This window comes from Microbacterium sp. STN6 (assembly GCF_026410545.1).
Lineage (GTDB): Bacteria > Actinomycetota > Actinomycetes > Actinomycetales > Microbacteriaceae > Root112D2.
The window spans coordinates 236,419-261,863 of the sequence record NZ_JAPMIT010000001.1 but is presented as its reverse complement, the minus strand read 5'-3'; the positions used below and the strand labels follow the sequence as shown (position 1 = coordinate 261,863).

Annotated in this window: 23 protein-coding genes, 1 other RNA gene, 1 pseudogene and 3 riboswitches; of the genes and pseudogenes, 12 read left to right on the top strand and 13 right to left on the bottom strand. The window is 66.6% G+C overall.

Annotation, left to right across the window (positions count from 1 at the left end; translation table 11 throughout):
• Nucleotides 1-12: 12 nt before the first annotated feature.
• An RNA gene (ffs, locus tag OSC27_RS01190) (signal recognition particle sRNA small type) lies at nt 13-109 on the bottom strand.
• Nucleotides 110-258: 149 nt separating this feature from the next.
• On the opposite strand from ffs, the gene mobA reads away from it, so the two are divergent.
• Nucleotides 259-936 (top strand): molybdenum cofactor guanylyltransferase, encoded by a 678-nt coding sequence (gene mobA, locus OSC27_RS01185; RefSeq protein ID WP_267179586.1) that lies wholly within the window; start codon nt 259-261, stop codon nt 934-936.
• Nucleotides 933-1,226, top strand: a complete 294-nt coding sequence (locus OSC27_RS01180) for a DUF6457 domain-containing protein (RefSeq protein WP_267179585.1) — start codon at nt 933-935, stop codon at nt 1,224-1,226. Before mobA ends, OSC27_RS01180 begins: the two co-directional genes overlap by 4 nt.
• A 141-nt stretch (nt 1,227-1,367) precedes the next feature.
• On the opposite strand, the gene OSC27_RS01175 is transcribed toward OSC27_RS01180, so the two are convergent.
• Nucleotides 1,368-3,662: an FdhF/YdeP family oxidoreductase gene (locus tag OSC27_RS01175; RefSeq protein ID WP_267179584.1), complete on the bottom strand. Its 2,295-nt coding sequence runs from the start codon at nt 3,660-3,662 to the stop codon at nt 1,368-1,370.
• On the bottom strand, nt 3,659-4,597 hold the full coding sequence (gene fdhD, locus OSC27_RS01170) for a formate dehydrogenase accessory sulfurtransferase FdhD (protein WP_267179583.1): 939 nt from the start codon (nt 4,595-4,597) through the stop codon (nt 3,659-3,661). Before fdhD ends, OSC27_RS01175 begins: the two co-directional genes overlap by 4 nt.
• A gap of 84 nt (nt 4,598-4,681) precedes the next feature.
• On the opposite strand from fdhD, the gene OSC27_RS01165 reads away from it, so the two are divergent.
• Together OSC27_RS01165 and OSC27_RS01160 are read left to right on the top strand one after the other, a co-directional pair.
• Nucleotides 4,682-5,923, top strand: a complete 1,242-nt coding sequence (locus tag OSC27_RS01165; protein ID WP_267179582.1) for a ThiF family adenylyltransferase — start codon at nt 4,682-4,684, stop codon at nt 5,921-5,923.
• 12 nt (nt 5,924-5,935) lie between these two features.
• Entirely contained in the window at nt 5,936-6,361 is a 426-nt protein-coding gene (locus tag OSC27_RS01160) for a molybdenum cofactor biosynthesis protein MoaE (RefSeq protein WP_267179581.1), read from the top strand.
• On the opposite strand, the gene crcB is transcribed toward OSC27_RS01160, so the two are convergent.
• The 6 genes from crcB to OSC27_RS01130 form a co-directional block, all read right to left on the bottom strand.
• The gene (gene crcB / locus OSC27_RS01155) at nt 6,358-6,735 is read right to left on the bottom strand and encodes a fluoride efflux transporter CrcB (RefSeq protein ID WP_267179580.1); all 378 of its coding nucleotides are present in this window, start codon (nt 6,733-6,735) and stop codon (nt 6,358-6,360) included. The two genes, OSC27_RS01160 and crcB, sit on opposite strands and share 4 nt — an antisense overlap.
• Nucleotides 6,732-7,253, bottom strand: a complete 522-nt coding sequence (locus OSC27_RS01150; protein ID WP_267179579.1) for a fluoride efflux transporter FluC — start codon at nt 7,251-7,253, stop codon at nt 6,732-6,734. The genes crcB and OSC27_RS01150 overlap by 4 nt, the downstream gene beginning before the upstream one ends.
• The gene (locus OSC27_RS01145) at nt 7,250-7,807 is read right to left on the bottom strand and encodes a universal stress protein (protein ID WP_267179578.1); all 558 of its coding nucleotides are present in this window, start codon (nt 7,805-7,807) and stop codon (nt 7,250-7,252) included. The genes OSC27_RS01150 and OSC27_RS01145 overlap by 4 nt, the downstream gene beginning before the upstream one ends.
• 10 nt (nt 7,808-7,817) lie before the next feature.
• Nucleotides 7,818-9,470 (bottom strand): MutS-related protein, encoded by a 1,653-nt coding sequence (locus OSC27_RS01140; RefSeq protein ID WP_267179577.1) that lies wholly within the window; start codon nt 9,468-9,470, stop codon nt 7,818-7,820.
• Entirely contained in the window at nt 9,467-11,065 is a 1,599-nt protein-coding gene (locus OSC27_RS01135; protein ID WP_267179576.1) for a MutS-related protein, read from the bottom strand. The genes OSC27_RS01140 and OSC27_RS01135 overlap by 4 nt, the downstream gene beginning before the upstream one ends.
• Before the next feature lie 39 nt (nt 11,066-11,104).
• Nucleotides 11,105-11,166, bottom strand: a riboswitch (Fluoride riboswitch).
• A gap of 34 nt (nt 11,167-11,200) precedes the next feature.
• Nucleotides 11,201-12,217, bottom strand: a complete 1,017-nt coding sequence (locus OSC27_RS01130) for a Fic family protein (protein WP_267179575.1) — start codon at nt 12,215-12,217, stop codon at nt 11,201-11,203.
• A 433-nt stretch (nt 12,218-12,650) separates the two neighbouring features.
• Here OSC27_RS01130 and OSC27_RS01125 point away from each other — a divergent pair, with 433 nt between their 5' ends.
• From OSC27_RS01125 to OSC27_RS01095, 8 genes and pseudogenes are all read left to right on the top strand, one after another.
• Nucleotides 12,651-13,157 carry an inorganic diphosphatase gene (locus OSC27_RS01125; protein ID WP_267179574.1) on the top strand — a complete coding sequence of 169 codons (507 nt, stop codon included), beginning with the start codon at nt 12,651-12,653 and terminating at the stop codon, nt 13,155-13,157.
• Between the two features lie 6 nt (nt 13,158-13,163).
• Nucleotides 13,164-14,429 (top strand): annotated as a pseudogene (locus OSC27_RS14485) (MFS transporter); the annotation flags it as partial.
• Nucleotides 14,430-14,484: 55 nt separating this feature from the next.
• A riboswitch (Fluoride riboswitch) is annotated at nt 14,485-14,555 on the top strand.
• Nucleotides 14,556-14,641: 86 nt separating this feature from the next.
• Complete coding sequence (locus OSC27_RS01120; protein ID WP_267179573.1) at nt 14,642-15,601, top strand: respiratory chain complex I subunit 1 family protein; 960 nt, start codon at nt 14,642-14,644, stop codon at nt 15,599-15,601.
• A gap of 2 nt (nt 15,602-15,603) precedes the next feature.
• The gene (locus OSC27_RS01115; RefSeq protein ID WP_267179572.1) at nt 15,604-16,281 is read left to right on the top strand and encodes a hypothetical protein; all 678 of its coding nucleotides are present in this window, start codon (nt 15,604-15,606) and stop codon (nt 16,279-16,281) included.
• A 2-nt stretch (nt 16,282-16,283) separates the two neighbouring features.
• Nucleotides 16,284-17,771 carry a proton-conducting transporter membrane subunit gene (locus tag OSC27_RS01110; protein WP_267179571.1) on the top strand — a complete coding sequence of 496 codons (1,488 nt, stop codon included), beginning with the start codon at nt 16,284-16,286 and terminating at the stop codon, nt 17,769-17,771.
• Nucleotides 17,768-19,285 carry an NADH-quinone oxidoreductase subunit C gene (locus OSC27_RS01105; RefSeq protein ID WP_267179570.1) on the top strand — a complete coding sequence of 506 codons (1,518 nt, stop codon included), beginning with the start codon at nt 17,768-17,770 and terminating at the stop codon, nt 19,283-19,285. Before OSC27_RS01110 ends, OSC27_RS01105 begins: the two co-directional genes overlap by 4 nt.
• The gene (locus tag OSC27_RS01100; RefSeq protein WP_267179569.1) at nt 19,286-20,104 is read left to right on the top strand and encodes a hypothetical protein; all 819 of its coding nucleotides are present in this window, start codon (nt 19,286-19,288) and stop codon (nt 20,102-20,104) included.
• Nucleotides 20,101-22,167, top strand: a complete 2,067-nt coding sequence (locus OSC27_RS01095) for a proton-conducting transporter membrane subunit (protein WP_267179568.1) — start codon at nt 20,101-20,103, stop codon at nt 22,165-22,167. Before OSC27_RS01100 ends, OSC27_RS01095 begins: the two co-directional genes overlap by 4 nt.
• Nucleotides 22,168-22,196: 29 nt before the next feature.
• Here OSC27_RS01095 and eno read toward each other — a convergent pair whose 3' ends face one another.
• The 4 genes from eno to OSC27_RS01075 all read right to left on the bottom strand — a co-directional run bounded on the left by eno (nt 22,197) and on the right by OSC27_RS01075 (nt 25,330).
• Nucleotides 22,197-23,534, bottom strand: coding sequence for a phosphopyruvate hydratase (gene eno / locus OSC27_RS01090; protein ID WP_267179567.1), 1,338 nt, complete (start codon nt 23,532-23,534; stop codon nt 22,197-22,199).
• Nucleotides 23,534-24,310, bottom strand: a complete 777-nt coding sequence (locus OSC27_RS01085) for a 2,3-bisphosphoglycerate-dependent phosphoglycerate mutase (RefSeq protein WP_267179566.1) — start codon at nt 24,308-24,310, stop codon at nt 23,534-23,536. The genes eno and OSC27_RS01085 overlap by 1 nt, the downstream gene beginning before the upstream one ends.
• Nucleotides 24,311-24,494: 184 nt before the next feature.
• Entirely contained in the window at nt 24,495-24,725 is a 231-nt protein-coding gene (locus OSC27_RS01080; RefSeq protein WP_267179565.1) for a hypothetical protein, read from the bottom strand.
• A 320-nt stretch (nt 24,726-25,045) separates the two neighbouring features.
• Entirely contained in the window at nt 25,046-25,330 is a 285-nt protein-coding gene (locus OSC27_RS01075; protein WP_267179564.1) for a DUF211 domain-containing protein, read from the bottom strand.
• Between the two features lie 20 nt (nt 25,331-25,350).
• Nucleotides 25,351-25,424: riboswitch (Fluoride riboswitch) on the bottom strand.
• Nucleotides 25,425-25,445 lie beyond the last annotated feature (21 nt).

The window sequence follows — 25,445 nt, the reverse complement described above, 5'->3', positions numbered from 1 at the left end:
GGCTCGCGGAAAAGAGAAGACCCCCCACGCACCCGCCAGAGCCCGGTTACCCTTGCTGCGTTTCCGCCCTGGGGGAGTTGGCCGAGATAGCGCCACGTGGGGAGCCGCGTTAAGTCTACTGGACTGCGCCCGAGCATCGTCTCCGCCCGGTGAGTGGGCAGAAGGCGTCCCTAAAACGGCTCGTGAGGGCGCTTTTCGCCCTCTCGACCGACTCTCATGGCAGGTGCCGGGCTGACACGCCGCAACTAGGGTGGGGGCGTGCGCTTCGATGCGATCATCCTGAGCGGCGGCCGCGCGAGCCGCCTCGGCGGAGTCGACAAGGCCGCGCTGGATGCCGGCGGGCGAACGCTGCTTCACAGGGTCATGGATGCCGCATCCGCGGCCCGTCGCATCGTTATCGTCGGCCCTCCTTCCCTCGCGCTCGCGCCCGAGACTCTCGTTGCCCGAGAAGATCCCGCATTCGGCGGGCCCGCCGCCGGTGTCGCTGCCGGTCTCGACACGCTTGCCTCGCAGGCCGCGCCGCTCACGCTTGTGCTCGCGTGCGACATGCCGGGGGCCGCCCGCGCAGTGGAGGCACTGCTGAGCGGGTTGAGGAGCCGCCCAGGCGGCGTCTCGAAACCCAGCGCCCCCGCGCCCGATCAACTCGACGGCCGGCTCGACGACGCCGACGACGCCGACGGCGTGATCGCACTCGACGAGAACGATCGCCTGCAGCCGCTCGCCGCGATCTACGCGACAGCGGCGCTGTCGCGTGTCGTTCAGCAACACCGGGAGGCGGGCGATCTGCACGGCCTCAGCATGTTTAGCCTGATCGGCTCGTTGTCGCTCGGGGCAGTCCGGGTGCCGGCCGGTTCGACGGCCGACGTTGACACGTGGCGCGATGCGGCGAGACTGGGAGTGAGGCATCCGTCCGCCGGCGAAGAGGAGCAGCCATGACCGAGAACGATCGCGAGCACGAGAACGAACTGCTCGAGGAGTGGGCGGCCGACGTCGCGGAGGCGCTGCAGCTCAAGGGGTTCGAGGTCGACATCAACGCGGTGCTCGGGCTTGCCGGGCGCGCGGCGCATGCCGCGCTGCGACCAGCCGCGCCGCTGACGACGTTCATCGCAGGGTATGCGGCGGGACTGCAGGCGGCGGGCGCATCTGTCACGCCGCAGGTGGCGATGAGCGAGGCGATCGCGACCGCCACGCACCTGTGCCGCGAGCACCCGCTGCCCGCCGACTGAGCGGGTAGAGCGGGTTGAGGAGCGCCGACGGCGCGTCTCGAAACCCGAGGCTCTAGGCTTCGAGACGCGCTTCGCGCTCCTCAGCCCACGTAGGGCGCGCTCCTCAGCCCACGTAGGGCGCGCTCCTCAGCCCGCTTAGGCTTACGCGGCGACGGGCTCCAGGCGCACCACGATCGACTTCGAGACGGGCGTGTTGCTCACCTTCGCGGTGTGGTCGAGCGGCACGAGCACGTTGGTTTCCGGGAAGTATGTCGCAGCGCATCCCCGCGCCGTGGGGTACGAGATCACCCGGAACTTGGGTGCGACGCGATCCACGCCATCGGTCCATTCGCTGTGGATATCCACGTATGAGCCGTCCGCGATGCCGAGTTCGGCCAGGTCATCCGGGTTCACGAACACCACATGCCGCCCGTTCTTCACCCCGCGGTACCGGTCGTTGTTGCTGTAGATCGTGGTGTTGAACTGATCATGCGAGCGCAACGACTGCATGAGAAGCCGCCCGGGCGGCACGGTCACCGTCTTCAACTCGTTGACCGTGATCATGGCCTTGCCGGTCTTCGTGGGGAACGTCCGCGTGTCCCGCGGCCCGTGTGGCAGGTCGAAGCCGCCCGGCGCGCGCACTTTCAGGTTGAAGTCGTCACAGCCGGGCACGACGTGCCCGATGTGACGGCGGATGCTGTCGTAGTTGTGCTCGAAGTGCGCCCAGTCCACGGGCACCTTGTCGCCGAGTACCGCGCGAGCAAGTCGCGTGACCACCGAGATCTCCGACAGTAGCGTGGGAGCCACGGGCGTCAGGTTGCCCTTCGACGCATGGATCGCCGCCACGGTGTCCTCCACGGTCACGAACTGCTCACCGGAGGCCTGCATGTCGATCTCGCTGCGCCCGAGCACCGGCAGGATCATCGCCGACTCGCCGACCACAGCGTGCGACCGATTCAGCTTGGTCGAGATCTGCACCGTCAGATGCGTGTTCTGCATCGCCGATTCGGCCACCACGGTGTCTGACACGGCCTTCACCAGGTTGCCGCCGAGCGCCACGAACACCGTGATGTCGCCGTCGCGCATGGCGCGGATCGCACCGACCGCGTCGACCCCGTCGTCCCGCGGCACCGTGAACTCGAACTCCTTCTCGAGCGCGTCGAGGAACTTCGGCGGCATCTTCTCCCAGATGCCCATGGTGCGGTCGCCCTGCACATTGCTGTGCCCGCGAATCGGCGACGCGCCCGCTCCCGGCCGGCCCATGTTGCCGCGCAGCAGCAGCAGGTTGATGATCTCCTTGATCGTCGGCACCGCCCACTCGTGCTGCGTGAGCCCCATGGCCCACGTGATGATCACGCGCTCGCTCGACATGTATCGCTCGGCGAGCTCGTCGATCTCGGCGCTCGTGAGCCCGGTCGCCTCGAGCACCCGCTGCTCGTCGAGACTCGCCAGGTGCTCACGGAACGCCTCGAGCCCCTCGCAGTACTTGTCGATGAATTCCTGGTCCAGAACGGTTCCCGGATGCGCGGCCTCGGCATCCAGAACCCTTTTCGACAGCGCCTGCAGCAGCGCCATGTCGCCCGCCATCTTGACCTGCAGGAACTGGTCGGCCAGATCGGTGCCGTGACCGATGAGGCCACGCGCCGTCTGCGGGTTCTTGTAGCGTTTGAGACCCGCCTCGGGCATGGGGTTCACGGCCACGATCTTCGCGCCGTTCTTCTTCGCGTCCTCGAGCGCGGTGAGCATGCGAGGGTGGTTCGTGCCCGGGTTCTGACCCATGATGATGATCAGGTCGGCCTTCTCGAAGTCCCGGTAGTGCACGGTCGACTTGCCGACGCCCACGGTTTCGCCCATCGCCGCGCCCGTCGACTCGTGGCACATGTTCGAGCAGTCCGGCAGGTTGTTCGTGCCGAACGCGCGCACGAACAGCTGGTACACGAACGCCGTCTCGTTGGCTGTGCGCCCGCTCGTGTAGAACGCGGCCTGGTTGGGGCTGTCGAGCGCGTTCAGCTCCTGCGCCAGAATCTCGAACGCCCGCTCCCAGCTGATCGGCTCGTAATGGTTCGATCCCACCGGCTTGTACACGGGCTCGGTGAGCCGGCCCTGCAGCCCGAGCCAATAGTCGGTCTTCTCCAGCAGGTCGTCGATGGAGTTCTCGGCCCAGAACTCGCGTGGCACGAGAACCGGCGTCGCCTCCCAGTTGAACGCCTTGGCGCCGTTCTCGCAGAACTCGAACGTCTTGCGGTCGGGCGGATCCTCCCAGGCACAGCTCATGCAGTCGAAGCCGTCCTTCTGGTTCATCGCCAGCAGGCCCTTCATGCTGCGCGAGACACCCGTGTCTTTGAACGCGGGCCCCATCGCCTGCGCGATGCCGGGAACGCCGGCCGCCCAGTCTTTCGGCTTACTCACCTGAAGATCGTCTGCCGTGACGTCTTCCACCGGTGGCCTCTTCGTCATGCCACGCTCACCTTCTCCTGGCTTTCCGAGAACCGATCAGCGGATGCCGCATCCGCCGCCCCGTCACCGCCGCGCCCCGCACGCGCCTCTCCCGCCGCCCCGGCCGTCTCGTTCACGACCCGCTCGCGGCCCGCGTAGACGACCATCGAGTCGCCACGCAGGAACCCGACCAGGGTCATGCCGACCTCGTCCGCGAGCTCCGCAGCAAGCGAGGAGGGCGCGGAAACGGCGGCGAGCATGGGAATACCCGCCATCGACGCCTTCTGCGTGAGTTCGAATCCGGCACGCCCCGAGACCATGAGAACGAGGCCGCGGCCCGGCAGCCTGCCGGCGTTCAGCGCCCAGCCGACGACTTTGTCGACGGCGTTGTGCCGGCCGACGTCTTCGCGAAGAACGAGAAGCTCTCCACTGCATCCGTCGAACAAGGCCGCCGCGTGCAGGCCACCGGTCTTCTCGAACACCTCCTGCCCGGCGCGCAGCAGACCGGGGAATCCGGCGAGCGTCGCCGCGTCGATCGTGAGCGGGTCGTCGTGCACGTCGTACGCCGACGTCGATCGAACGGCGTCGATGCTCGCCTTTCCACACAGCCCACAGGAGCTGGTGGTGTAGAAGGCGCGATCGAGGCTGGCGGCTGGCGGGGCCACTCCCGACGCGAGCGTGATGTCGAGAACGTTGTAGGTGTTGCCGTCTGCGCTGGCTCCGGCGCAGTAGCGGCCGGTCGCGAACTCGTCGGGGCGGCTGATGACGCCCTCCGAGACGAGAAAGCCCGCGGCAAGCTCGATGTCGTGACCTGGCGTGCGCATGGTGATGGACAGCGGCTTGCCACCCACGCGTATCTCCAGCGGCTCTTCGACCGCGAGCACGTCTTCGCGCACAGAAGTGCGTTCGCCCACCGTTACGCGGGCGACCCTGCGCCGAGCCGTGATCCGTCCCACTTCTCCGGTCTAACACTCGGGACCCTGCCGATCAAGAGCGACTGCGCGCGCCGCTGCCTAGGATGGCTCTGGAGGGAGGAGCACATGGGGATGCTGCCACCGCTCGTATCGCCCGGGCCGCCGCTCGAGCCCGCCCGCCTCGCCCGCTACAGCCGGCAACTCATGCTGCCCGGCTTCGGCGAGGAGGCCCAGCGTCGCCTCGCGCACTCGCGGGTGCTCGTTGTTGGAGCCGGGGGTCTCGGCAGCGCGAGCATCCCGCAGCTGGCCGCCGCGGGAGTCGGCACCATCGGCGTCGTTGACGACGACACTGTCGAGCTGACGAACCTGCACCGCCAGACCGCGCACGCGCTCGCCGATGTGGGCCGCGCGAAGGTCGACTCGATCGCCGAGACGGTCGCCGCGATCGACCCCGGCATCGTCGTGCACCGGCACGCCATTCGCCTGACGAGCGGCAACATCATGGCGCTGCTCGCCGACTACGACCTCGTGCTCGACGGCAGCGACAACTTCGCCACGCGATACCTCACGAACGATGCGACGGCCCTCAGCCACAAGCCGCTCGTGTGGGGCGCGATTCTGCGTTACGGAGGCCAGGCGTCGGTGGCGTGGGCGGATGCCGGACCGACCTACCGCGACCTCTTCCCGGTGCCGCCCGCGCCCGGCGACGTTCCCTCGTGCTCCGAAGCGGGCGTGCTGCCCGGGGTATGCACGGCGATCGGCTCGATCATGGCGACCGAGACCGTCAAGCTCATCACGGGCATCGGCGACCCGCTCATCGGGCGCGTCACCACGTACGACGCACTCACCGGCCGATACCGCGAACTCGAGTACGGCCGCGATCCCGAGGCGCCGCGCATCACCCGACTCATCGACTATGAGGCGTTCTGCGCCGCCCGCACCCCCCGCGGGTCAAGCAGCGCGAAACGCGTATCGAGTCCCGCCATCCCCGCACAAACCCCTCAACCGACGGATGCCGGAGCACCACCCACGATGACACTTCCCTCTACGCCCGGCCGCGTCTCCCCCGCACAGCTCGCCCGGCGCATCGCCGACGGCGAGCCGCTGCAGCTCATCGACGTGCGGGAGCCGTTCGAGGCGGCGATCGCGAGCATCGCGGGGTCACAGCTCATGCCGCTCGGCGGCCTCGTCCACGCGCTCGATCGGGTGCGCCGCGACGTTCCCGTGGTGGTGTACTGCCACAGCGGAGTTCGATCACTGCACGCCGCGCGGATTCTGCAGCAGGCCGGCATCGCGCAGGTCGACGATCTCGAGGGCGGCATCGACGCGTGGTCGCGTGAGATCGACCCGGCGCTGCCGCGGTATTGAGGAGCTGAGCCTATGAGCGTCGCGACCGAGCAAGTGTTCGCCGCCATCACCGACGAGCCGATCGACGAGGCCGCCGTGCGGTCCGCGGTCGAGGCCGACGAGAGCGGTGCCGTCGTGCTCTTCGCCGGCGTGGTGCGCAATCACGACAGCGGTCACTCGGTTCTCTCGCTCGACTACCAGGCGCACCCCGACGCGGAGCGCGTTCTCGCAGAGTGCTGCTCGGCCATCGCCGACGAGACGGGGCTGCGCGTGGCGGCAGCGCACAGGGTGGGGCATCTCGAGGTGGGTGACGTCGCGTTGTTCGCCGCGGCATCCGCTGCTCATCGCACCGAGGCGTTCGATGCCTGCGAGCGCCTCGTCGAGCGCATCAAGGCGACCGTTCCCATCTGGAAGCGCCAGCACGGTGCCGACGGCACGAGCGAATGGGTCGGGCTCTAGGCGAGCGTGCCGAGCCAGAGGCCGAGCATGGCCGCGGCCACCGAGAGCACGAGCGTGCCGAACCCGTTCGCGACGGCGACGAGTCGGCGGCCGTCCTGCAGCAGGCGAACGGTCTCGAAGCTCGCCGTGCTGAACGTGGTGTAACCGCCGCAGAACCCGGTGCCGACAACGATGACCCAGGCCTCGGGTAGAACGTTGCCGAGCGCCAGGCCCGTCAGCACTCCCAGCAGCAGCGAACCCGACACGTTGATCACCGTCGTGCCCAGCGGGTAGGCCACGCGCACCCAGCCGCGAATCAGGCCGTCGACGAGCATGCGGCAGGCCGCGCCGACACCGCCCGCGCCTGCCAGCGCGAGAAAGAGCAGCGGCGTCACGCGTCCGCCTCCTCGCCGCGCCCTCGTGCCTGGCGCCCCAGTACCTCACGCCGTCGGCTTCGAGCATTGTGAACGGATGCCGCGAGCACGATGCCGCCGAATGTCGCCGCCGCCCCGATGACGACGGTGCCGACGCCGTAGAGCACCGACAGCCAGATACTGCCGCCGTCAAGCAGAAGACCCGCGCCCGTCGCGAACGTGCTGTAGGTCGTGAAGCCTCCGAGCATGCCCGTGCCGACGAGCAGCCGCAGAACACGGCGGCCACCGGCATCCGGCCCAGCCAGCGCGAGCGTCTCGAGCAGCAGGCCGAGAAGGAACGCGCCGACCACGTTGATGCCGAAGATGGTGGTCGGCAGTCCGCCGAAGTCGGGCACCGCGAGCGCGAGGCCTTCGCGCGCCGCCGTGCCGACCGCGCCGCCGAGCGCCACGAGCGCGATGAAGTGCCAGCGCAGGTGGAGCGGCCTGAAGTGTGCAGCGGGTGGAGAAACGGTATCGATGGTCTGCTGCGGCCCCGTCACGAGGCGCCCTCCCAGGGCTGGTCCTCCCACGGCAGGGCCTCCTCGCCGCCCACGGGGTTGACCGGGATCACAATGACGGGCAGGTGCTGCCGGTGCGCCAGGTGCACGGCGACAGAACCGCCGAAGAACTCCTGCAGGCCGGAACGCAGGCCGCCGTGACGCGTGCCCACCAGGATGGCCTCGGCATCGACGACGTCTGCGAGGCGAGCCAGTGCACGTGCCGGGTCGCCGGCGAGCGCGCGCGTGCTCCACTGCACGCCCGAACCGTCGAGCAACTCGTGCAGCGTGCGCTCGATCTGCGGGTCGAACGCGCCATCCTCCTGCTCGACGGGGTCGGGGTCGACGGGCAATGACGTGACCGTTCCGTCGGGGTGCTCCTCGACGGCGTAGCGCATGGCGTCGACCGAGGCGCAGATCAGACTTGCACCGAAACGGCGGGCAAAGCTCACCGCGGCGTGCAGCACGGTCTCGGACTGCCCGCGCACGACGCCGACGATGATCTGCGGCGCCGGCGTAGGCGCATCCGTGCCGCCTGCCGACTCGGCCGCTACCATGTCTTCCTCCTCATGCACGTTCAGTATTGCACTCGGTGCGCGTCGTGAACGCAGGAGATGCGGACTCTGGCGGTGCGATTCTTCCTGCACCCACGGCCGCCGAAGCACTTTCTCCTGCTTCCGGCGCAGCGGCTTCTGGTGCCCCTGTTTCCTGCGCGGCGGGGCGCGAGACGCCTGTGGCGGTGCCCGTCTCGAAGATGCGCTCGTACAGATCTCCGCCGAAGCTCGTCGTCAGCGGAGGGGCCTCGGTCAGGCTGAAGGTGCGTTCGCGGTCGGCCCGCAAGAACAGGGTTCTCGCAGCATCCGTCTCGGCGAACCCGTGCGCCAGGTCGTACATGTGGGTCACATAGGCGACACGGATGCGCGAGTCGAGCAGCGCCCGCACCACCTGGCGGGCGATCTCCGACCCCTCGCGCTCGTTCGTCGACGCGAACGATTCGTTGAAGAGTACGAGCCCGCCGGGCGAGACGGCGTCGGCGATGTCGCTCATGCGGGCCAGCTCCTCGTCGAGCTTTCCACTCGTCATGGTCTCGTCCTCTTCACGCTTGAAGTGCGTGTACAGTGCCGAACACGTGCTCGCCGCAAGGGCGTCTGCGCCGACGTACATGCCGCATTGCGTCATGAGCTGCGCGAGGCCGATGGCCCGCAGCAGCGTCGACTTGCCGCCCCGATTCGCACCGGTGATCACGAGGAGGGAGCGCGTCCCGATGTGCACATCGTTGCCGACAGCCGTGTCGTCTGAAACGAGCGCAAGCGCCACGTCGTAGAGACCGTCGGCGTCGAAGACGGGACGCGATGGAGGAGAAGCAGCGGGAAACGCGATGTGCTGCCCCTTCTCTCGCAGCCGTTCGGCGACGTTGAGGCAGCCGATGTAGAAGCCGAGTTCGCGCTGGAGCATGACGAAGAAACTCAGAATATGGTCGGTCGAGCGGGCGAGCGCGTCGGCCACGAGGTTGATCCCCTGGCCGCGCATGTCTCGCAACGCATCCGCACCTGCCTCATCCCTGTCGGCAATGCGGAACGAGGGATCGGGATGGGTGAGCGCGCTGAGACGCTCCGAGAGGCTGGGCTTCTCGTTCAGGGAACGACGCAGCGTGAGGCCTGCGCCGTGTCCATCGTCGCCGAGGTTCGCGCTGACGAGAACACCGTCCCGCAGCCGCAGACGGCGAAGGTGCCGATCGATCTCGTCGAAATAGTCGTCATCGAGCTCGTCCTGCAACATTGCGAAGAAGCGCGAGAATCCGTGCGAGCTGAATCGGGATGCGTTGTCCACCGCGATGGCGCGCAGGATCTTCAGCTGATGCACGAAGATCTCGAGCAGTTCGAGGGCATGCTGCAGAATGCCCGGCGGATATTTCGTCGTCCAGCTGAACACGTGCTTCTGCCGGGTGATGGTCTCCACCGCGAGTGCATACATCTCACGCAACGCCTCGGGATTCTCCAGGCAGTCCCGCAGCACGTGCTGCCGGTATTCGATCTCGGCCGGTTCGGTCAGGCTCCCGAGCAGCGCCGCTCGTGCGACGTCAGAGAGAAAGGCATCCCCGGCGCTCATCGCCGAGACGAGCGCGGGCAGCTCGAGATCTCTCTGCAGGTCGTCGGCGTGCGGCACGAGCGCCGCCGCAGGGTCGAAGTCACGATCCGGAAACATCAGGAAGGCCTTCATGCTGCGATCCTCTCGGTCAGCCGACGGTAGCTCAGCCCGTATTTCTCGGCCACCGCCACGGCATACGCGAGGCCGTCGGCCGCCTTGCGTTCGAGACGGAAGGTGCGGGTGGCCGGGTCGGTCTCATCCACCGTCGCCACCATGCTCACGGTGGCGTCGCTCAGTCGCGAAAGCTCGTCGACGAACGTGACGCAGACGCACAGAATGTCACGTTCGATGATGGTGGAGAGAACCGCAGTGCCGAGCTGCAGCGCGTCTTCGAGAGTGGTCGAGGTGAAGATCTCGTTCATGATGACGATGCTGTCGCTCGTCGCCCGCTGCAGAATGTCGTGGATGCGATGAAGCTCGTCCTCGAGCTTGCCGCTCAGGTCATGAATGTCCTCCTCCCGCTCGTAGTGCGTGAACACCTGGTCGCAGAGGAACAGGTGCGCCTGACTGCCCGGCACGAGGAGCCCCAGTGTCGCCAGGTAGTGCAGCTGCCCGAACGTGCGCGAGAACGTCGTCTTTCCCCCCTGGTTCGCACCCGTGACGACGATCACACGTTCACCCTCGCCAAGGGCGAAGTCGTTCGTGACGACCTCGCCGCTCTCCGGAACGAGTACGCTGGCGAGGGCGAGGTCGAACACGTCTGCGGCACTCACAGCCTTCGATGCATCGACTCGCGGAAAGCAGAACTCGAGCCCCGCCCGCGTCATTCGCTCCGCGTGCTCGAGATACGCGACGAGAAACTGTACCTCTGCGTCGAAGCGCTCCACCGTCGTGTCGAGAAAGCTCGAGTGAGCCGTCGCGAAGTGCGCCAGTTCACCGAACTCCTCGGGGAACAGGCCTGCGACGAGGCCGAGAATGCTCGCCTCGACATGATTCAGCTCGACATATCGGTTGTACCTGACGAGGTGGCTCTCCACATCGCCCTGCCTGAACTTGTCGAAGGTCTTCTCGACCTCGGCGCTGTAGTCCGGTTCGCCGTCATACCTGGTCACGGTCACCTTGTTGCCCAGAATGTGCACGCAATAGCGGATGGCGATGAGCCGTTCATGGGTCGTCTTCGCCGCGCGCTCGAGCTCGGCGAAGCGAGCCGACTCCACATACTCGTCCCACCAGTCCCGCAGCCGTGCCATGCCGCTCGAGCGGAACGCATCGTCGGCCATGTCCGACTGCAATCCGCGCACTGCGTCGATGTAACAGAGGCAGGCCGAGAGCTGCCAGAACCGTCTCTCATATTCATCGCGGATTTTCTCGCGCTGGCCCGACTGCTCGCGCATGGAGCGCATGCGATCGGCGAAGCTGCGGATCTGAGCACGCACGCCGGCATCCTGAAGATCCCGGAGCACCTCCTGCCGATACTCGATCTCTCGAGTATCCGACAAGGGCGTGTAGAAGTACGGCTCGAGCCTGTACTCGTCGCGACCCTTCAGCACGGCGGCGACCACCTGGTCGAGATGCAGATCGGTGAAGCATGCGGGCGGGGTTGCGCGCAGCCCGGCATCCGCTTCGGCCGCGCCTGAGGCTCGGGGAGAGCCGCTGAAGAGGATGCTGCCGCTGAACCGTTGCGGTGGAACTTCTGCAGCCCGGATTTCACCCGTGATCGATGTCATGGCTCGCCTCTCTACTTCGTGGCACTGCAGCATGCAGTGCGGAAGGTAGAGGCCATTAGCGAGTCATCGCGGTTGTGGCGAGCCTCATCGCCGTCTTCAGTCTGCCCCTCTCGCGCGGTACCCGCAAGCGACGTCTCAGCCGCGGCGGCGCCTGGCGCGTGCGCCGAAGGCGTCGAGAGCGGCGAGGATATCCGGTGCCTGCCAGATGCGGTTGCGGCGGCCAACGCTGGCGGTTGCGAGGACCCCCGCGTCGACCAGCCGGTCGATCGCGTTCTGCGCCGCAACTTCGCTGATCTGCAACTGGACCGCGACGGTCCTTGCGTTCACGACCGGTTGATGCAGCAGGTATTCCTTGACTCGGTGCACCGATGAGTCGCTTCTGGCCGTGACCTGGCCGCCCCAACGATCAGCGACTTCTCGGATCTCGTTCACGAGCGCTCGGCTGTTCCTCACGGCGGCGAAGGAGGCTTCGGCCACGGCGGCGACGATGGCGTCCGGGCGCCCCGCCCGGTATTCGTTCAACGCGTCGAAGTAGGCGTCGAGGTCATGCAGGAGCCCCGCCGAGACAGGAACGGTGACGTTGCGGGTCAGTCGGCCGTGGCGAAGCATGCCTTGGAGGAGTGCGCGCCCAGTCCGGCCGTTGCCATCAGGGAAGGGATGGATGGTCTCGAATTGTGCGTGCGCGATTGCCGCCTGAGTGAGCACAGGCACGTCCGTGCGTGTGGCGAAGGAGACCACGTCCGCCATGAGGCCGGGGACGCGCTCGTGGTGGGGCGGCACAAACATCGCGGCGTGAGGCGAGATGCTCCCGCCGCCGATCCACACCTGCTCATCGCGCCAGCGCCCCGCGTATTCGGGCGCGGAGTCGCGCAGCAATGCATCGTGCATGGCGAGGATGGAGCCCTCGTCGAGACGGTCGGAGAGCTCGATGGCGGCTTTCATCGCATGCACGTTCGCAACGACCAGGCGCGCATTCGCCGACCTCGAATGACCAAGTTCGGCGAGGGCAAGCTGTTTCGCGCTCGAGGTGAGGTTCTCCACCTCAGAGCTGGATGCTGATTCTGTGCGAAGCAGGATGGATGCAAACGGGGCGGTGATCGTTCCTGCCTCCGCGTCGAACCGAGCGAGCTCCTGGCTCGCGTCGTCGGCCAATGCTGTGGTCTCGGACCCGAGACTGACAGGGAGACGAGCGATGAGGGGCGGAACGGCAGCCTGGTAATCGCCGCGAGCCCGAAGCAGGTCTCGACGGGAAGCGGCCTCGTCGTCGCTACGCGCCCACGGCCAGCTCTCGTATCCGACCCCCGGCCAATCGCTCGGCTGGCGCCTGTCAGCATACGGTCGATTCGTTATCACGATGCTACCTTACCAAAGGCTAGCTCATTAGCCTTTGGTAAGGGGACGCTTCTGCACGCAAATGCACGCCGCGTGCGGGGCGCACAGGCGGCTCAATGGGGCCGTTTTTTGCGGCAGGGCATGCGGTCAGCGGTATGTTGAGCGCAGGGCGATGGGTTCCGCCTGGATGCTGCATCCGAACCGCGATCATTCGCTGATGACTCCTCTGCTCGTACCGAACGGAGGAACCATCATGCCCACACCGCACGTCGACGTGGTCGTCGAGATCCCGGCAGGATGCCGCAACAAGTATGAGGTCGACCACGCGACCGGCCGTATGCGGCTCGACCGAATGCTCTTCACATCCATGGCATACCCGGCCGATTACGGATTCATCGAGGGCACGCTCGGAAAGGACGACGACCCTCTCGACGCGCTCGTGCTTCTCGACGAGCCGACGTTCCCCGGCGTCGTGATCGCGGCGCGACCCGTTGGTGTCTTCCGCATGGAGGACGAGCACGGCGACGACGCGAAGATCATCGCCGTACCCGCCGAGGATGTGAGGTGGAGCGGCGTCACAGATATCGACGACGTGCCGCAGCACTTTCGAGACAAGCTGCAGCACTTCTTCGCGCACTACAAGGATCTCGAGCCGGGCAAGTTCGTGACCGTTCACGGTTTCGGCGATCGTGCTGAGGCGGAACGTATCGTTGCCCAGGCGGTGCACGACTTCCGTACCGCCGACACCTACGAGAGCTGACGCGGCATGGCCGGCTTCGGCCGCTGCGCACCTCGTCGAGGGCCGCAGCACGAGAGATGGCTCACATCCGGCGTCGGCAGCGTAGGTCTGACGAGCCTGCTCTCGGACGCCGGACACGAGATGGTTACCGCGATCCTGCCGAGTTTCGTGACGGCCGCTCTCGGCGGATCGGCGGCGGCGCTCGGCGTTATCGAGGGGATCAGCGACGCTCTCACCGGCGTGACGAAGCTCGTCGGCGGGCCGCTGGCCGATGAACCTGTTCGCAGAGGGAGGCTCGCGAGCGGCGGCTACCTCGTGACCGCGCTGTGCACGGCGGGCATCGGCGTGACCACCGCGGTGTGGCAGGTCGGCGCGCTACGGGGCGCCGCGTGGGCCGCGCGAGGCCTTCGTTCTCCGGCGAGGGACAGCATGCTGGCCTCCCTTGCGCCGCGACGTGCGCTTGGCCGCGCGTTCGGCCTCGAGCGCGCGGGGGACAATCTCGGCGCGGTCGTCGGCCCGCTCCTGGCCGGTCTGCTTGTGGGGCTCATCGGCATCCGGCCCACCATCTGGTTCGCGCTCATTCCCGGCCTGCTGGCGGCCGCGGCAATCACCTTCGCGGCTCGCGAGGCTGCCGCCGCGAGAAGAGGTGCGATGGCCAACGACAGCGTGAGCGCGAGCGGGCGCCCGACCGGCCCACGACGCGGACGGCCCCGGAGAGGCGCTGCCCTGCTCACCCGTTATCGATCGCTTCGTGGCACCGGTGTGGCACGCGCCCTCGTGCCCGTGGCGCTGTTCGAGGGCGGCAATCTTGCCGCGACATTGCTGATTCTTCGCAGCAGCACGGAGATGCTGCACGCGGGATTGACTCCAGCAGCGGCCGTCGCGGCCACTACCGCCCTGTACGCCGCGCACAATGCCGTCGCCGCTGTCGTGTCGCTGGGCGCCGGCTCACTCGTTGACCGGGCGGGGCCTCGCGTCGCGCTGGCACTCGGTGCCGCGGCGTATCTCGTCGGCTATCTCGGATTCGCTGCGGGCGCCGCTTCGTGGGCACCCCTGCTGCTGTTCTTCGTGCTCAGTGGGTGCGGCATCGGCCTGGCCGAGACCGCGGAGTCCGCGCTGATTGCCCGTTCGCTCCCCGACCGTCTGCGGGGCACCGGCTTCGGCGCTCTCGGGCTCGTGCAGGCCGGCGGCGACCTCACCGCAACGCTCGTCGGCGGCATCCTCTTCACCGTCGTCTCTCCCGCCGCATGCTTCATCTACGCCGCTGCATGGATGTTGCTCTCGATCGTCGCGGCCACTGCGACACGCCTGCGCCCATGCTTGACCAGCAGAAGCGGCTCGTGGTCTACTGAGGCTCGGCGATGGAGCTCGCCTGGACGATGTCCGAACCGCAAACCTGCTGATAGCCCCTGTGACCGATAAGGCACAGGCATGGGCAGACCTCGGTGGGAAAGATCTGTCGCTTTTCGCGTGCCCTTCCTCGGCGCGAGCGGTCGGACGACCGCATGATCACGCTGCCACTTCCCCTGATCCAGGCACTGCAGGTACTCACCATCATGGTGGGCGCTCCGGCCATCAGCGGCGTCATAGCTCAGGTCGAAGGCCGGCTTCAAGGCAGGCGTGGTCCGCGCATCCTGCAGCCGTACTACGATCTGGCCAAGTACTTCCATAAAGAGTCGTTGGCTCCCGAAGGAGCGAGCGCATTCTTCCTCGCGGCCCCGCTCATCTCCTTCGCGTGCTACCTGGCCGTGCCACTCCTTATCCCGGTTCTCACGACGTTTCCGCTGCCACTCGGCAACATGGGCGACATCCTCGGCGGCGGTATCGTCCTGGGACTCGCGAGCTTTATCGTCGCGATCGCGTCGGCCGAAACAGGTGACGCGTACGCGCAGCTCGGGTCGAGCCGGTCGAGGACGTTCGGCGCCATCACGGAGCCGGTCGTTCTGCTCGTGGTCTTCTCGGTCGGCCTGCTCACCGCCACCGACCTTCCCTACGCTCTCGCAGGAACGGTGATGAGCGGTCCCGAGCAGATCGTTCGCCCAGCCCACCTGCTCGCGGCCGCTGCGCTGTTCATGGTGATCCTGTTCGAGACGGCGCGCATCCCCGTGGAGACGCATTCGGGAACGCTCGAACTCGGCATGATCGAACATGCGCGCACGTTCGAGCACTCCGGTCCCTACATGGCTCTGCTGACGTGGGGCTCTTCGGCAAAGCAGTTCGTGTTCTACACACTCTTCATCAACGTCTTCGCCGCTCCGTGGGGATTGGCGACGAGCGGCCGACTGGACGCCGTCGCGCTCGCGATGGTCTCACTCTTCGTCAAAGCCCTCGCACTCGGCATCATCGTCGCCGTCATCGACAACACCTTCGCGAAGCTGCGTCTCTTCAAGATCACGGAGTTCGTCTCGGCGGCGTTCCTCTTGGCGGTGCTCGCCATATTCACGCTCTATCTCGGAGGAGGTTAACCATGTTCCACCTGGCGGCCGGTGCGCCGAACGTCTTCGACGGTTCCGCGAATACGATCGCGGTCATCGTTCTCCTGCTTGAGTTCGGGATGCTTCGTGCCGCCCTCCTCCGCGCCCAGATCCAGCTCTACGCGGTGCAATCCCTCGCCGTGAGCGTGCTGGCGGGTGTCGTAGCCGGGGGCCGGGGCATTCCCGAGCTCTTCGCTCTCGCTGCCCTGTCATTTCTGCTGAAGGCGGTGATCGTGCCGATGGTGGTGTTGCGGCTGCTCCGTGACGCGCACGCCGACATAGCGGGAAGTGGCGCTCTCGGCGTCGCGAGCGAGGTGGTCCTCTCGATCGTCGTCGCGGCGTTCGGATACTTCTCGTTCGCCTCACTCGGCATCACCTCGAGCGCGTTGCCCACCACGGCGCTGAGCCTTTCGGCGGCCGTCGTGCTGGTCGCATTCGTGCTTATGATTCTGCGCCGTGACGTGGTGAGCCAGGCGGTCGGCTTCTTCTCGCTGGAGAACGGCATCTCCATGGCGAGCCTCGTGGTGGCGGCCGGAATGCCCCTCATCCTCGAGGTCGCCTTCCTCTTCGACCTCCTTGTCGCGGTCATCGTCTTCGGCGTGCTCATGCGCGTGCACCACGGCCAATCGCAGTCTCTCTCCACGGCGAACCTCGACCGGTTAAGAGGCTGAAGATGCTGATCGTCGCGATCCTCGCTCTCCCACTTGCCATGACGCTGGCCTCGGCGTTCCTGCCTCGACGCGCCGCGGCGAGCGGGACAGTGGTCGTCGGCGTGGTCTCGTTTGCCCTCGCGCTTCTGCTGGTGCCCGAGGTGCTTCGCGGCACGATTCATGTCGCTGGGTATCTTCGGGCGGATGCGATCTCGATGGTCTTCGTGCTCGCCACATCATTCCTCTACGCCCTGTGCTCCATCTACTCCGTCGGCTACTTCTCGCACCGCACGCGGGCCGTCCGTGCCGCCGGCGTAGGAACGGCCGAGCCTTTCAACCGCTACAGCAGGCTCTTCTATCTGGGCTTCAACGCCTTCGCGTGGTCCATGCTCTGCGCCCCGCTCGTCGACGGGTTCGCGGTGCTCTGGGTCGCCATCGAGATCACGACGGTCGTCTCGGCACTGCTCGTCGCGCTTGATCGAACCGACCACGCCACCGAGGCGGCCTGGAAATACGTGCTGATCGCTTCCTCGGGTCTCGGCATCGCCCTCTTCGCGACCATCCTGCTGTACTACGCCGGCGCGCAGACGATCGGAAATTCGTACGATCTCGCGTTCGAGCCGCTCCTGCATGCGGCGCACCATTTGCCGGTCGTTCCGGTGCAACTGGCGTTCGTGCTCGCCGTCGTCGGCTTCGGCACCAAGGTGGGGCTCTTCCCCGTGCACACCTGGCTTCCCGACGCCCACGCGGAGGCACCGACGCCAATCTCGGTGCTGCTTTCGGGGGCGCTTCTCGCCACGAGCTTCTACGCCATCATCCGCTATTTCCAAGTGGCGGTGGCGGCCATCGGGCCTCAGCTGCCCCGCACTGTGATGCTCGTATTCGGCGTGCTCTCCGTGCTCCTCGCCGCGCTCTATCTCTTCGGCCAGCGCAACATCAAGCGGATGCTCGCATACTCCAGCGTCGAGCACATGGGCATTCTCGCCATCGCATTGAGCTTCGGCGCGCCCATCGCGATGATCGGCATGCTGCTGCACGTGCTGGCGCACGCAGCGGCGAAGGGCGCCGCCTTCATGGGCGCGGGCGTGCTGACGCAGGCGTTCGGCACGAAGGAGCTCGACGGCATGCGAGAAGCCATGGGCAGACTGCGATGGACGGCGCCTCTGTTCCTCATCGCCATCTTCACTCTCTGCGCCCTCCCGCCGTTCGGTGTTTTCAGGAGCGAGTTCGACATCGTGGCGGGCGGCATCTTCTCGGGCTCGGGTATCGCGGCGGCCGTCTGTGTCGTGCTCGTCACAATCGCATTCTTCGGTCTCGCGTTGACGACCACGCGCATCCTCTTCGAGCCGTCGTCGAAGGAATGGTCGCCGACCCGACGCGAGCCAAGTGGCTGGATGGTGCTGCCAATGGCCATCGCTCTCTCCGCCGTGCTCCTGATCGGCGTGCACCCTCCCGCCGACCTCGTCGACCTGCTGCACCAGGGCGCAGCGGAAATGAGCGAGCTGCCATGAGTGCCCCGCAGAGCGTGCGCACGAGCACGGCGACGGATCCCGCTGCATTCACAAGCCAGGTCAACGCCCTCGTGCGCGACGGGAGCCGATTCGCAGGGCTGTACGGCACGGCGAGAAGAGACGGCTGCGAACTCACGGCGCTCCTCGCGGACACGGATCGGTTCACCGTTCTTCGAACGCTCGTCACCCCTGATGCTCACGGTGAGCTGCATTTCCCGTCACTGACGCCGCATGTGCTCGCCGCCTTCTGGTACGAGCGTGCCGCCCACGATCTCTCCGGTGTCGTCGCGGACGGGCATCCGCGGCTCGACCCGCTCCTGGTGCTCATCGACGGGGAATACGGACGCCCGCATCCGGGGCGTGCGCACTCCTCAACGAGTGTGTCCCTGCGCACACCGCCGGGACCGGTCGACGTGCACGGGAGGGGCATGTTCACCATCCCGCTCGGCCCCGTTCGTTCCGGCGTGTTCGAGTCGGTGGAGTTCCTCATCGAGACCCCCGGCGAGGATATTCCGCATCTCAACATTCGGCCTCATTACAAGCACCGAGGTGTAGCGAAGCGATTCGAGGGCAGGAGCATCGACGACGGTGTTCTCATCGCGGAACGTGTTGAAGGCATCGCATCCGTGGCCCACGCACTGGCGTACTCACACGCGGTAGAGGCGATGAGCGGAGCGGTCGTTCCGCCGAAGGCGAGACTTCTGAGGGTCGTCTACGCCGAGCTGGAACGCATGGCGAACCACCTCGACGTCGCCATGAGACTCGCCGAGGCGGCCGGTCTCGCCGTCGCCACGAGCCGCTTCGCATGGCACAAGGAGTCCGTCATGCGCCTGGTCTCAGAGCTCTGCGGCAACCGATTCGGTCGATCGGCCGTCGTCCCGGGCGGCGTCGCCGGCATGCCGTCTCTCGATCTTGCCGCCGCGGCCCGCGCCCTTCGCGCCATTCACGAGCGCGTCAGGCGCGATGCAGCTCTCGCCATGAAGACGCCGTCATTCCTCGATCGGCTGCGGGGGACCGGCATATTGCCGCACGACAGGGCTGCCGAGTGGGCGTCGCTCGGGCCTGTGGGCCGCGCGAGCAGGCTCGAGGATGACTGCCGCTGGCGACGACCGACCGACGCCTACGCGGAACTACCGTTGGCGACCGCTCCCCCGATACTCGACGCGGGCGATGTGCAGGCCCGGATGCTCGTTCGCTGGCGTGAGATCGACCAGTCCGCCGTTCTCGTGCTCGCTGCTCTGCAGCGGCTCGATCGGGAACCGGATGACAGCATGTGCGCGACGATCGATCTTCCCGAGGGCGAAGCATTCGGCATCGGATGGTCGGAGGCACCGCAGGGCGAGGTGCTGTACGCCGTCACAGTGCAGGATTCGATCATCCGTCGATGCTTTGCGCGCTCAGCGTCGTTGCACAACCTCGCCGCGTTCCACGAGGTGTTCCGCGGCGACGTTTTCACCGACTTCGCCTTCATCGAGGCGAGCTTCGGAACGGGATACGCAGGGGTGGCGATGTAGATGGCCTGGGTTACACGAGGGATGCGCGACGGGCGCCTCACAACGCGGTGGCCGGCGCAGAAAGACGGCTATTACGATGAATTTGCCACGAGCGCCCGTCTGCGTTCAGATGCGCCGGCGCTCGCAGACGACGAGAAGGAGACGGCCGCCGCCCTTTGTCCTACCGGCGCCATCGCCGTCGCGTCGCAGAACGGCGAGACGAGCGTGACCCTCGACCGTGGCCGATGCGTGCTATGCGGACGATGCGTGCGTCTCTTCCCGGATACCTTCGAGTGGGAGACGGGAACGACACGAGTCGCCTCCGAGGCCGCAGCTTTGATCTCGACCGGCGCGGAGCAGGCGGACGATCTCAAGCACCTGCGCGAAACGCTTGCCGGCAAGGTACGAAATCTGGGCCGCTCGGTGTTCATCCGGCATGTCGATGCCGGATCCGACGGGTCGGACGAGTGGGAGGTGCAAGCGCTCGCCAACCCGGTCTACGACGTGCACCGTCTGGGGATCTTCTTCACTGCAAGCCCGAGACACGCCGACATCCTGCTCGTCACCGGCATCGGTGCAGCAGGCATGACGGAGCCGCTCAGACGCACACGGGAGGCCATGCCGGAGCCGGTCGTCGTCATCGCGGCCGGCGCAGACGCGGTCAGCGGTGGGCTCATGGGGCGAAGCGGCTACACCGGCGGGTTCGGTGCTGGATCGATCATCGACGTGGATGTATGGGTACCCGGCGCTCCGGCGTCGCCTTTCGCTCTCATGGAAGGGATTCTCACCGCGATCGACCGTCTGCCTTCCCGTCGCCGTGAGCGGAGAGGCCGAACATGATGGCGCTCATCGGCATCGCAGCGGTGGCTCTTGGCGTCATCGTCGGCTGGTTCGCCGGCCAGGCGCCCGCGAGGGTGGGACGCCGATCGAGATGGACAAGCCGAGAGATGCGGCCAACTGTGATCGTCACCTGGCTTCTCTGTGCGGCAGGCAGCGGCATCCTCGCGATCGCCGGCGCACGGGCCCTCGCAGGCGCTTCTCAGTATGCGCAGTTGGTAAACGACGATCTCGGCGAGCTCGGGCTCCGGGTCGACCGGCTCTCGGGCGTCTTCCTCGTGATCACGTTCGCGGTCGCCCTGCCCGTCGTTGTCGCAGCACTCGCTTCAGGGCACGAAAGACGCCCACGTATGGCCTCGGCGGTCGCCCTCGTGCTCCTGTGCACCGCGATTGTGATCTGCGCAGACAATCTCTTCCTCCTTCTCGCCGCGTGGGAGGGACTCGGATTCTCGTTCTACCTTCTGGTCGGCTACGACCGCGACCGCCCCGGCAGAGGCGCTGCCTCGCTGCTTGCGATCGGTTTCAGCAAGGTCAGCGGGGCGGCCCTCCTGCTCGGAGGGCTGATCCTTGCCGCGCAGTCCCACACCTTCGCCCTGCAAGGCCTCGCCGACGGCACACACGGCTGGCCGAGAGATCTCGCCTATGCGCTTCTCGTCTTCGCCTTCGTCGCGAAAGCAGGCCTGGTTCCTCTCCACCTGTGGCTGCCCCCGGCTTACGCCGCGACGCCCGGACCGGCGCGCGCGGTGCTCGCCGGGGTTGCCGTGAATGTGGCGTTCTACGGGCTCTGGCGCACTCTCGATGTGGTCGGGGCTCCCGCGCCCTGGCTCGCTGCAGTTGTTCTCGTGGTGGCGGGTGTCAGCGCCATCCTCGGCATCAGTCACGCCGCCGTGCACGCCAAGCTCCTGGAGCTCATCGGCTGGTCGAGTGTCGAGAATGCGGGACTCATCCTCTCGGGCTACGGCGTCGCTCTTGTCGGTGCTGCGACCGATGAGAAAATGATGACGGCAGCCGGTCTCGTCGCCGCGACGGCTCAGGTATGCGCGCACGCGCTCGGAAAGTCGCTGCTCTTCACCGCCGCGTCGGACATCGAAGACACTCTCGGCACGACCGACCTCGACCGGCTGCGGGGAGTGATCTTCGTCAGACCTGCCGCCGGAGTCGGACTCGCTGTCGGGTCATTCACTCTCGCCGGCCTACCGCTCACTGCGGGTTTCGCATCGGAGTGGCTGACCCTCGAGGCCCTGATGCAGCAGTTTCGACTGCACAACCTGGCGCTCGAGCTGAGCACTGCGGTCGCGGCGGTGCTCGTGGCGCTCACGATCGGCGTCGCCGGCATCGCCTTCGTGCGGCTCGTCGCACTCACCGTGTTCGGCAGGCCCTCTACACCTCTCGCGGCGCCCTCCACGCACGCTCCACAAGTTCTTCCCGCGGCGGCAATGCTCGTTCTCGGTGCCGCGTGCCTCGGCACTGCGCTCCTGGCGCCGCTCGAGGTGGACATGATCGCCGAAGGCGTGAGGCCAATCGTCGGCGGAGCGGCGTTCTCCGCCGATGCGGGACAGTGGATTCTGCAGCCGGTATACCCCGGCTTCTCCGCGCTCTCGCCCACCCTCCTATGGATCGTGCTGCCCTCGTTCATCGCCCTACTCATGGCGATGACGCTCCTCTTCTCTGGCAGAAGGTTCTTCGCCGTGCGAAGGGTTCCGCCCTGGACCTCTGCATCGCGCGGGGTCCCTGGAGTGCGCGGGTACACGTCGTTCGGCTACGCACACGCCATCCGCAAGGTTCTCGCCGCGCTTCTGCGCACGCGTCATGAGCTGCGCAGTGAGGAGCAGGCCGATGTGACAATCACGAACGCTCCTGGCGCCCGAGAAGCGCGACTCGGTTATGTGGTCGATGTCGCCGACGTCGTCGAACGATATGTCTACCGACCGCTGATCCCACTCGCCCGCTCGACCGTGCATGCCGCCAAGAGGCTGCAGTCGGGTCGGCTCGACGCCTACATGGCGTACATGCTGGTCGCTCTCGTCGCGGTCGTCGCCGTCGTCACCGCGCTCGGCGGCGGGTGACGTTCGGCGTTTGCCGATGCCGGGCCGGCTCAGCCCAGACCGAAGCGGGTTCCAGGTCGCTCGAGCTCGATCTCCATGAGCCGGTTGTATTTGCCAACCCGCTCCCCTCGTGCAGGCGCACCGGTCTTGATCTGGCCGACCCCCGTGCCGACGGCGAGATCGGCGATAAACGTGTCGAGAGTCTCGCCCGATCGATGCGAGATCATGGCATGCATGCCGCACTCGCGCGCCGCCGCAATCGCATCGAAGGTCTGCGAGACGGTGCCAATCTGATTTGGCTTGATGAGTGCCGCGTTAGCGTATCGATTGCGTGAACCGTCACGGATTCGCTCGGCGTCAGTCACGAAGATGTCGTCACCGACGAGCTGAACGCGATCCGAGACTTTCTCGTACAGCCCCTGCCAGCCCTCGTGATCGTCCTCGGCGAATCCGTCCTCGATGCTGCGGATCGGGTACTGATCCAGAAGCGCTTCGTAGTATGCCGACAGCTGTTCGCGGCTGCGCTCCGCACCCGCAACCCGGTACACACCATCGCCGACGTAGAAGCCGTTCGCCGCGGGGTCCATCGCGATCGCCACGCCGCCGACCGCCGCCGAGTAGCCGGCGTCGCCGATGGCCTCGACGAGGAGGTCCAACGCCTGCCGGGGATCGGCAATCGGAGGCGCGAAACCGCCCTCGTCGCCGAGGCCCGCCGTACCGAATCGGGAGGTGACGAGCTTCGCCAGAGCGTGGTACACATCCGCTCCGATCTCGACAGCATTCTGCTCGCCCCCTGCGCCGACCGGCGCGATCATGAATTCCTGGAAGTCGAGATCATTGGCCGCGTGCGCGCCGCCGTTGAGCACATTGAAGTGCGGCACCGGCATCGACGCGGAGCAGCCGGTCGCCATCGAGATCCATTCGTGAAGCGGTAGTTGGGCATTGTGTGCGAAGGCACGGCTGGCGGCGATGGAGACAGCGACGACGGCATTCGCTCCGAGTCGCGCATACCCCTCCGTGCCATCGAGATCGCGCATCGCTGAATCCAGCTCGGAGATGCCGCGCCACGGCCTGCTCGTGAGCAATCGCGCCAATTCACCGGTCACCGACGCGACCGCCTTGCCGACGGCCTTGCCTGAATAGGCGGCCCCACCGTCGCGCAGTTCGACCGCTTCGTGCTCACCGGTCGACGCACCGGACGGCGACGACGCCTCGACGACGATGCCGTCATCGAGGCGCAGCGAGACGGAAACCGTGGGGAAGCCGCGCGAGTCGAGGATCTGCCGTGCGGTGACGCCCACGATGTGCAGCGCATGCCCCGACGGATGACTCACGTACTCGCCTGCGGGGGCGGAGACGGATTCGGGATGGCTGATGTATTCGTTCATTACGTTCCTCCTGTGTGTGCGATTTCGAGTGCTGCCGCGAGCGCAGCGGGTTCATCGAGGTAGCGACCGCCACGGATTGCCGGCCGCCCGTCCGTTCCGAGCCGGTATACCAATGGCTGTCCGGTGGGGATGTTGAGCGCTTTCAGCTCGGCGACCGACAGCGCGTCGACGACTCCACAGAGGGCGCGCAGGGAGTTGCCGTGCGCCACAACCAGCACGAGCGGATGCTCCGCAAGCGAAGGGCGTAGACGCTCTCGCCAGAATCGGCCGACGCGCGTGATCACGGCGCGCAACGATTCGGTACGGGTAAGCGCCTCTGGCGGCAGCCGGCGAAAGGGCTCCGACTGAGCGAGTGACCTGAAATCCTCGTCGCTCAGAGGCGGCGGTTCGCCGCTTACCGATCGTCGCCAATGCGTGAATCTGTCCGGCCCATAGCGCCGAAGCACCTCCGCCTTCGATCGGCCGGTGAGAGCTCCGTAGTTGCGCTCGTTCAATCGCCAGTCGGGCACGCGATCACCGTCGCTCACAGAGAGCTCGGACAGGATGATGCGCGCTGTCTCCCTGCTTCGGGAGAGTTCGGAGGTGAAGGCGAGCGACGGAACAAGCCCGCCTTCGCGAAGAAGCCGTGCCGCTTCCCGCGCCTCCTGTTCTCCGCGCGCGGTCAGTGGAACGTCGAGAACACCGGTGAAGAGACCGGCAGCGTTGGCACTGCTCTCTCCGTGCCTCACGAATACGAGATTGCCATCGCGGGCTTCCGTCTCGAGAGGGTGTGCCACGGGTTCTCCTATCTCTTCTGTGACATGGTCATGTCACGAGATAGGGACCGTTGTCGGCATTCGCCGAAGTTGTTCACGGTGGGCCCCACCGCCGTCGCGCCTTCCAACGCTGTAGCCAGTATGGCAAATTATCCGGTCACCTCGTGAAGGCAGGTTCCCACGAGGCCTTCTCGTCCCTGACTGATCATGTGATGTCGAGCCACACCCCGATCACGGTGACGATGACGCCGCCGACCAGCATGGCGATTGCCCATCTTGCACGACGAGCGACCATAAGTCCCCCCAGCGTCCAGCCGAGAGCGCCAAGCGCGCCGACGGTCAGCACGAGCACGATCCATGAAGGTCCGGGCAGTACGGCGCCGACGAACAGCGGAAGCGCCGCTCCAAGGAGGCTTGCTGCAGCTGCCACAGACATGGCGAAGGCGGATTCCCTGAATGCCTGCCTTCCCAACTGAGTAGCTGCCAGGCGCCCGGGCTGGGTCAAGTTCAACTGACGAGACGCGCGCACCAGGCTCGAGCGCCGCTCAGCATAATCAGCAACGAACATTGTGAATGCGGCCGTGACGAGCGCCGCTATTCCCACACGCAGGGCGAGCAGGACTGTTATCCCCTCCCCACCCCCTCGCACGATCGCTCCAGCAGAAAGCGTCAAGGCGTTCAGGATGCCGTCGGTGACACCAAGAACGAGCGGAAGCATCGGGAGCGCGCGAGCCGCGGGGAGCCACCTCACCGGTTCTACCGAATTCGGCTGACACGCTCGACGATGTGATCTCCCGCTACAACCTCGTCAACGCTGTGAAGGACAGCGCCAACTGACTCGATGGCCGCAAAGAGGGCATCGGTATCGATGTCGTTTCCCTCGACAGTGACATCTGTCCCGACCGTTTCGATGTCAATTTCCGTCACGGTGACGTTTACTGCATCGACGCCGGCTACGGCCTCGAGCGCTCTCGCCAAGGTGATCATGTCGGGTCGATCGACGACCTTGTCGACGTCCATGGCGAGTCGTCTTATCGGCATGTGGACCTACCTCCGGTTCAGAACGGTTAGGAACCATCAGCATGTGGCAGTTCGAACGGGAACCGTTCCGGCGGGATCCATCGCCTTCGGATCAGCTTAACCGCTCGACTGCGGA

Excerpts from the sequence above, each read along its gene's own strand:
- OSC27_RS01160 (WP_267179581.1), top strand. The coding sequence starts at position 5,936 with ATGAGCGTCGCGACCGAGCAAGTGTTCGCCGCCATCACCGACGAGCCG.
- eno (WP_267179567.1), bottom strand. The coding sequence starts at position 23,534 with ATGAACGAATACATCAGCCATCCCGAATCCGTCTCCGCCCCCGCAGGC.
- OSC27_RS01140 (WP_267179577.1), bottom strand. The coding sequence starts at position 9,470 with ATGAAGGCCTTCCTGATGTTTCCGGATCGTGACTTCGACCCTGCGGCG.
- OSC27_RS01135 (WP_267179576.1), bottom strand. The coding sequence starts at position 11,065 with ATGACATCGATCACGGGTGAAATCCGGGCTGCAGAAGTTCCACCGCAA.
- OSC27_RS01075 (WP_267179564.1), bottom strand. The coding sequence starts at position 25,330 with ATGCCGATAAGACGACTCGCCATGGACGTCGACAAGGTCGTCGATCGA.
- OSC27_RS01145 (WP_267179578.1), bottom strand. The coding sequence starts at position 7,807 with ATGGTAGCGGCCGAGTCGGCAGGCGGCACGGATGCGCCTACGCCGGCG.
- OSC27_RS01095 (WP_267179568.1), top strand. The coding sequence starts at position 20,101 with ATGATGGCGCTCATCGGCATCGCAGCGGTGGCTCTTGGCGTCATCGTC.
- OSC27_RS01105 (WP_267179570.1), top strand. The coding sequence starts at position 17,768 with ATGAGTGCCCCGCAGAGCGTGCGCACGAGCACGGCGACGGATCCCGCT.
- OSC27_RS01100 (WP_267179569.1), top strand. The coding sequence starts at position 19,286 with ATGGCCTGGGTTACACGAGGGATGCGCGACGGGCGCCTCACAACGCGG.
- OSC27_RS01110 (WP_267179571.1), top strand. The coding sequence starts at position 16,284 with ATGCTGATCGTCGCGATCCTCGCTCTCCCACTTGCCATGACGCTGGCC.
- OSC27_RS01080 (WP_267179565.1), bottom strand. The coding sequence starts at position 24,725 with ATGTCTGTGGCAGCTGCAGCAAGCCTCCTTGGAGCGGCGCTTCCGCTG.
- OSC27_RS01165 (WP_267179582.1), top strand. The coding sequence starts at position 4,682 with ATGGGGATGCTGCCACCGCTCGTATCGCCCGGGCCGCCGCTCGAGCCC.
- OSC27_RS01115 (WP_267179572.1), top strand. The coding sequence starts at position 15,604 with ATGTTCCACCTGGCGGCCGGTGCGCCGAACGTCTTCGACGGTTCCGCG.
- OSC27_RS01125 (WP_267179574.1), top strand. The coding sequence starts at position 12,651 with ATGCCCACACCGCACGTCGACGTGGTCGTCGAGATCCCGGCAGGATGC.
- OSC27_RS01120 (WP_267179573.1), top strand. The coding sequence starts at position 14,642 with ATGATCACGCTGCCACTTCCCCTGATCCAGGCACTGCAGGTACTCACC.
- OSC27_RS01180 (WP_267179585.1), top strand. The coding sequence starts at position 933 with ATGACCGAGAACGATCGCGAGCACGAGAACGAACTGCTCGAGGAGTGG.
- OSC27_RS01175 (WP_267179584.1), bottom strand. The coding sequence starts at position 3,662 with ATGACGAAGAGGCCACCGGTGGAAGACGTCACGGCAGACGATCTTCAG.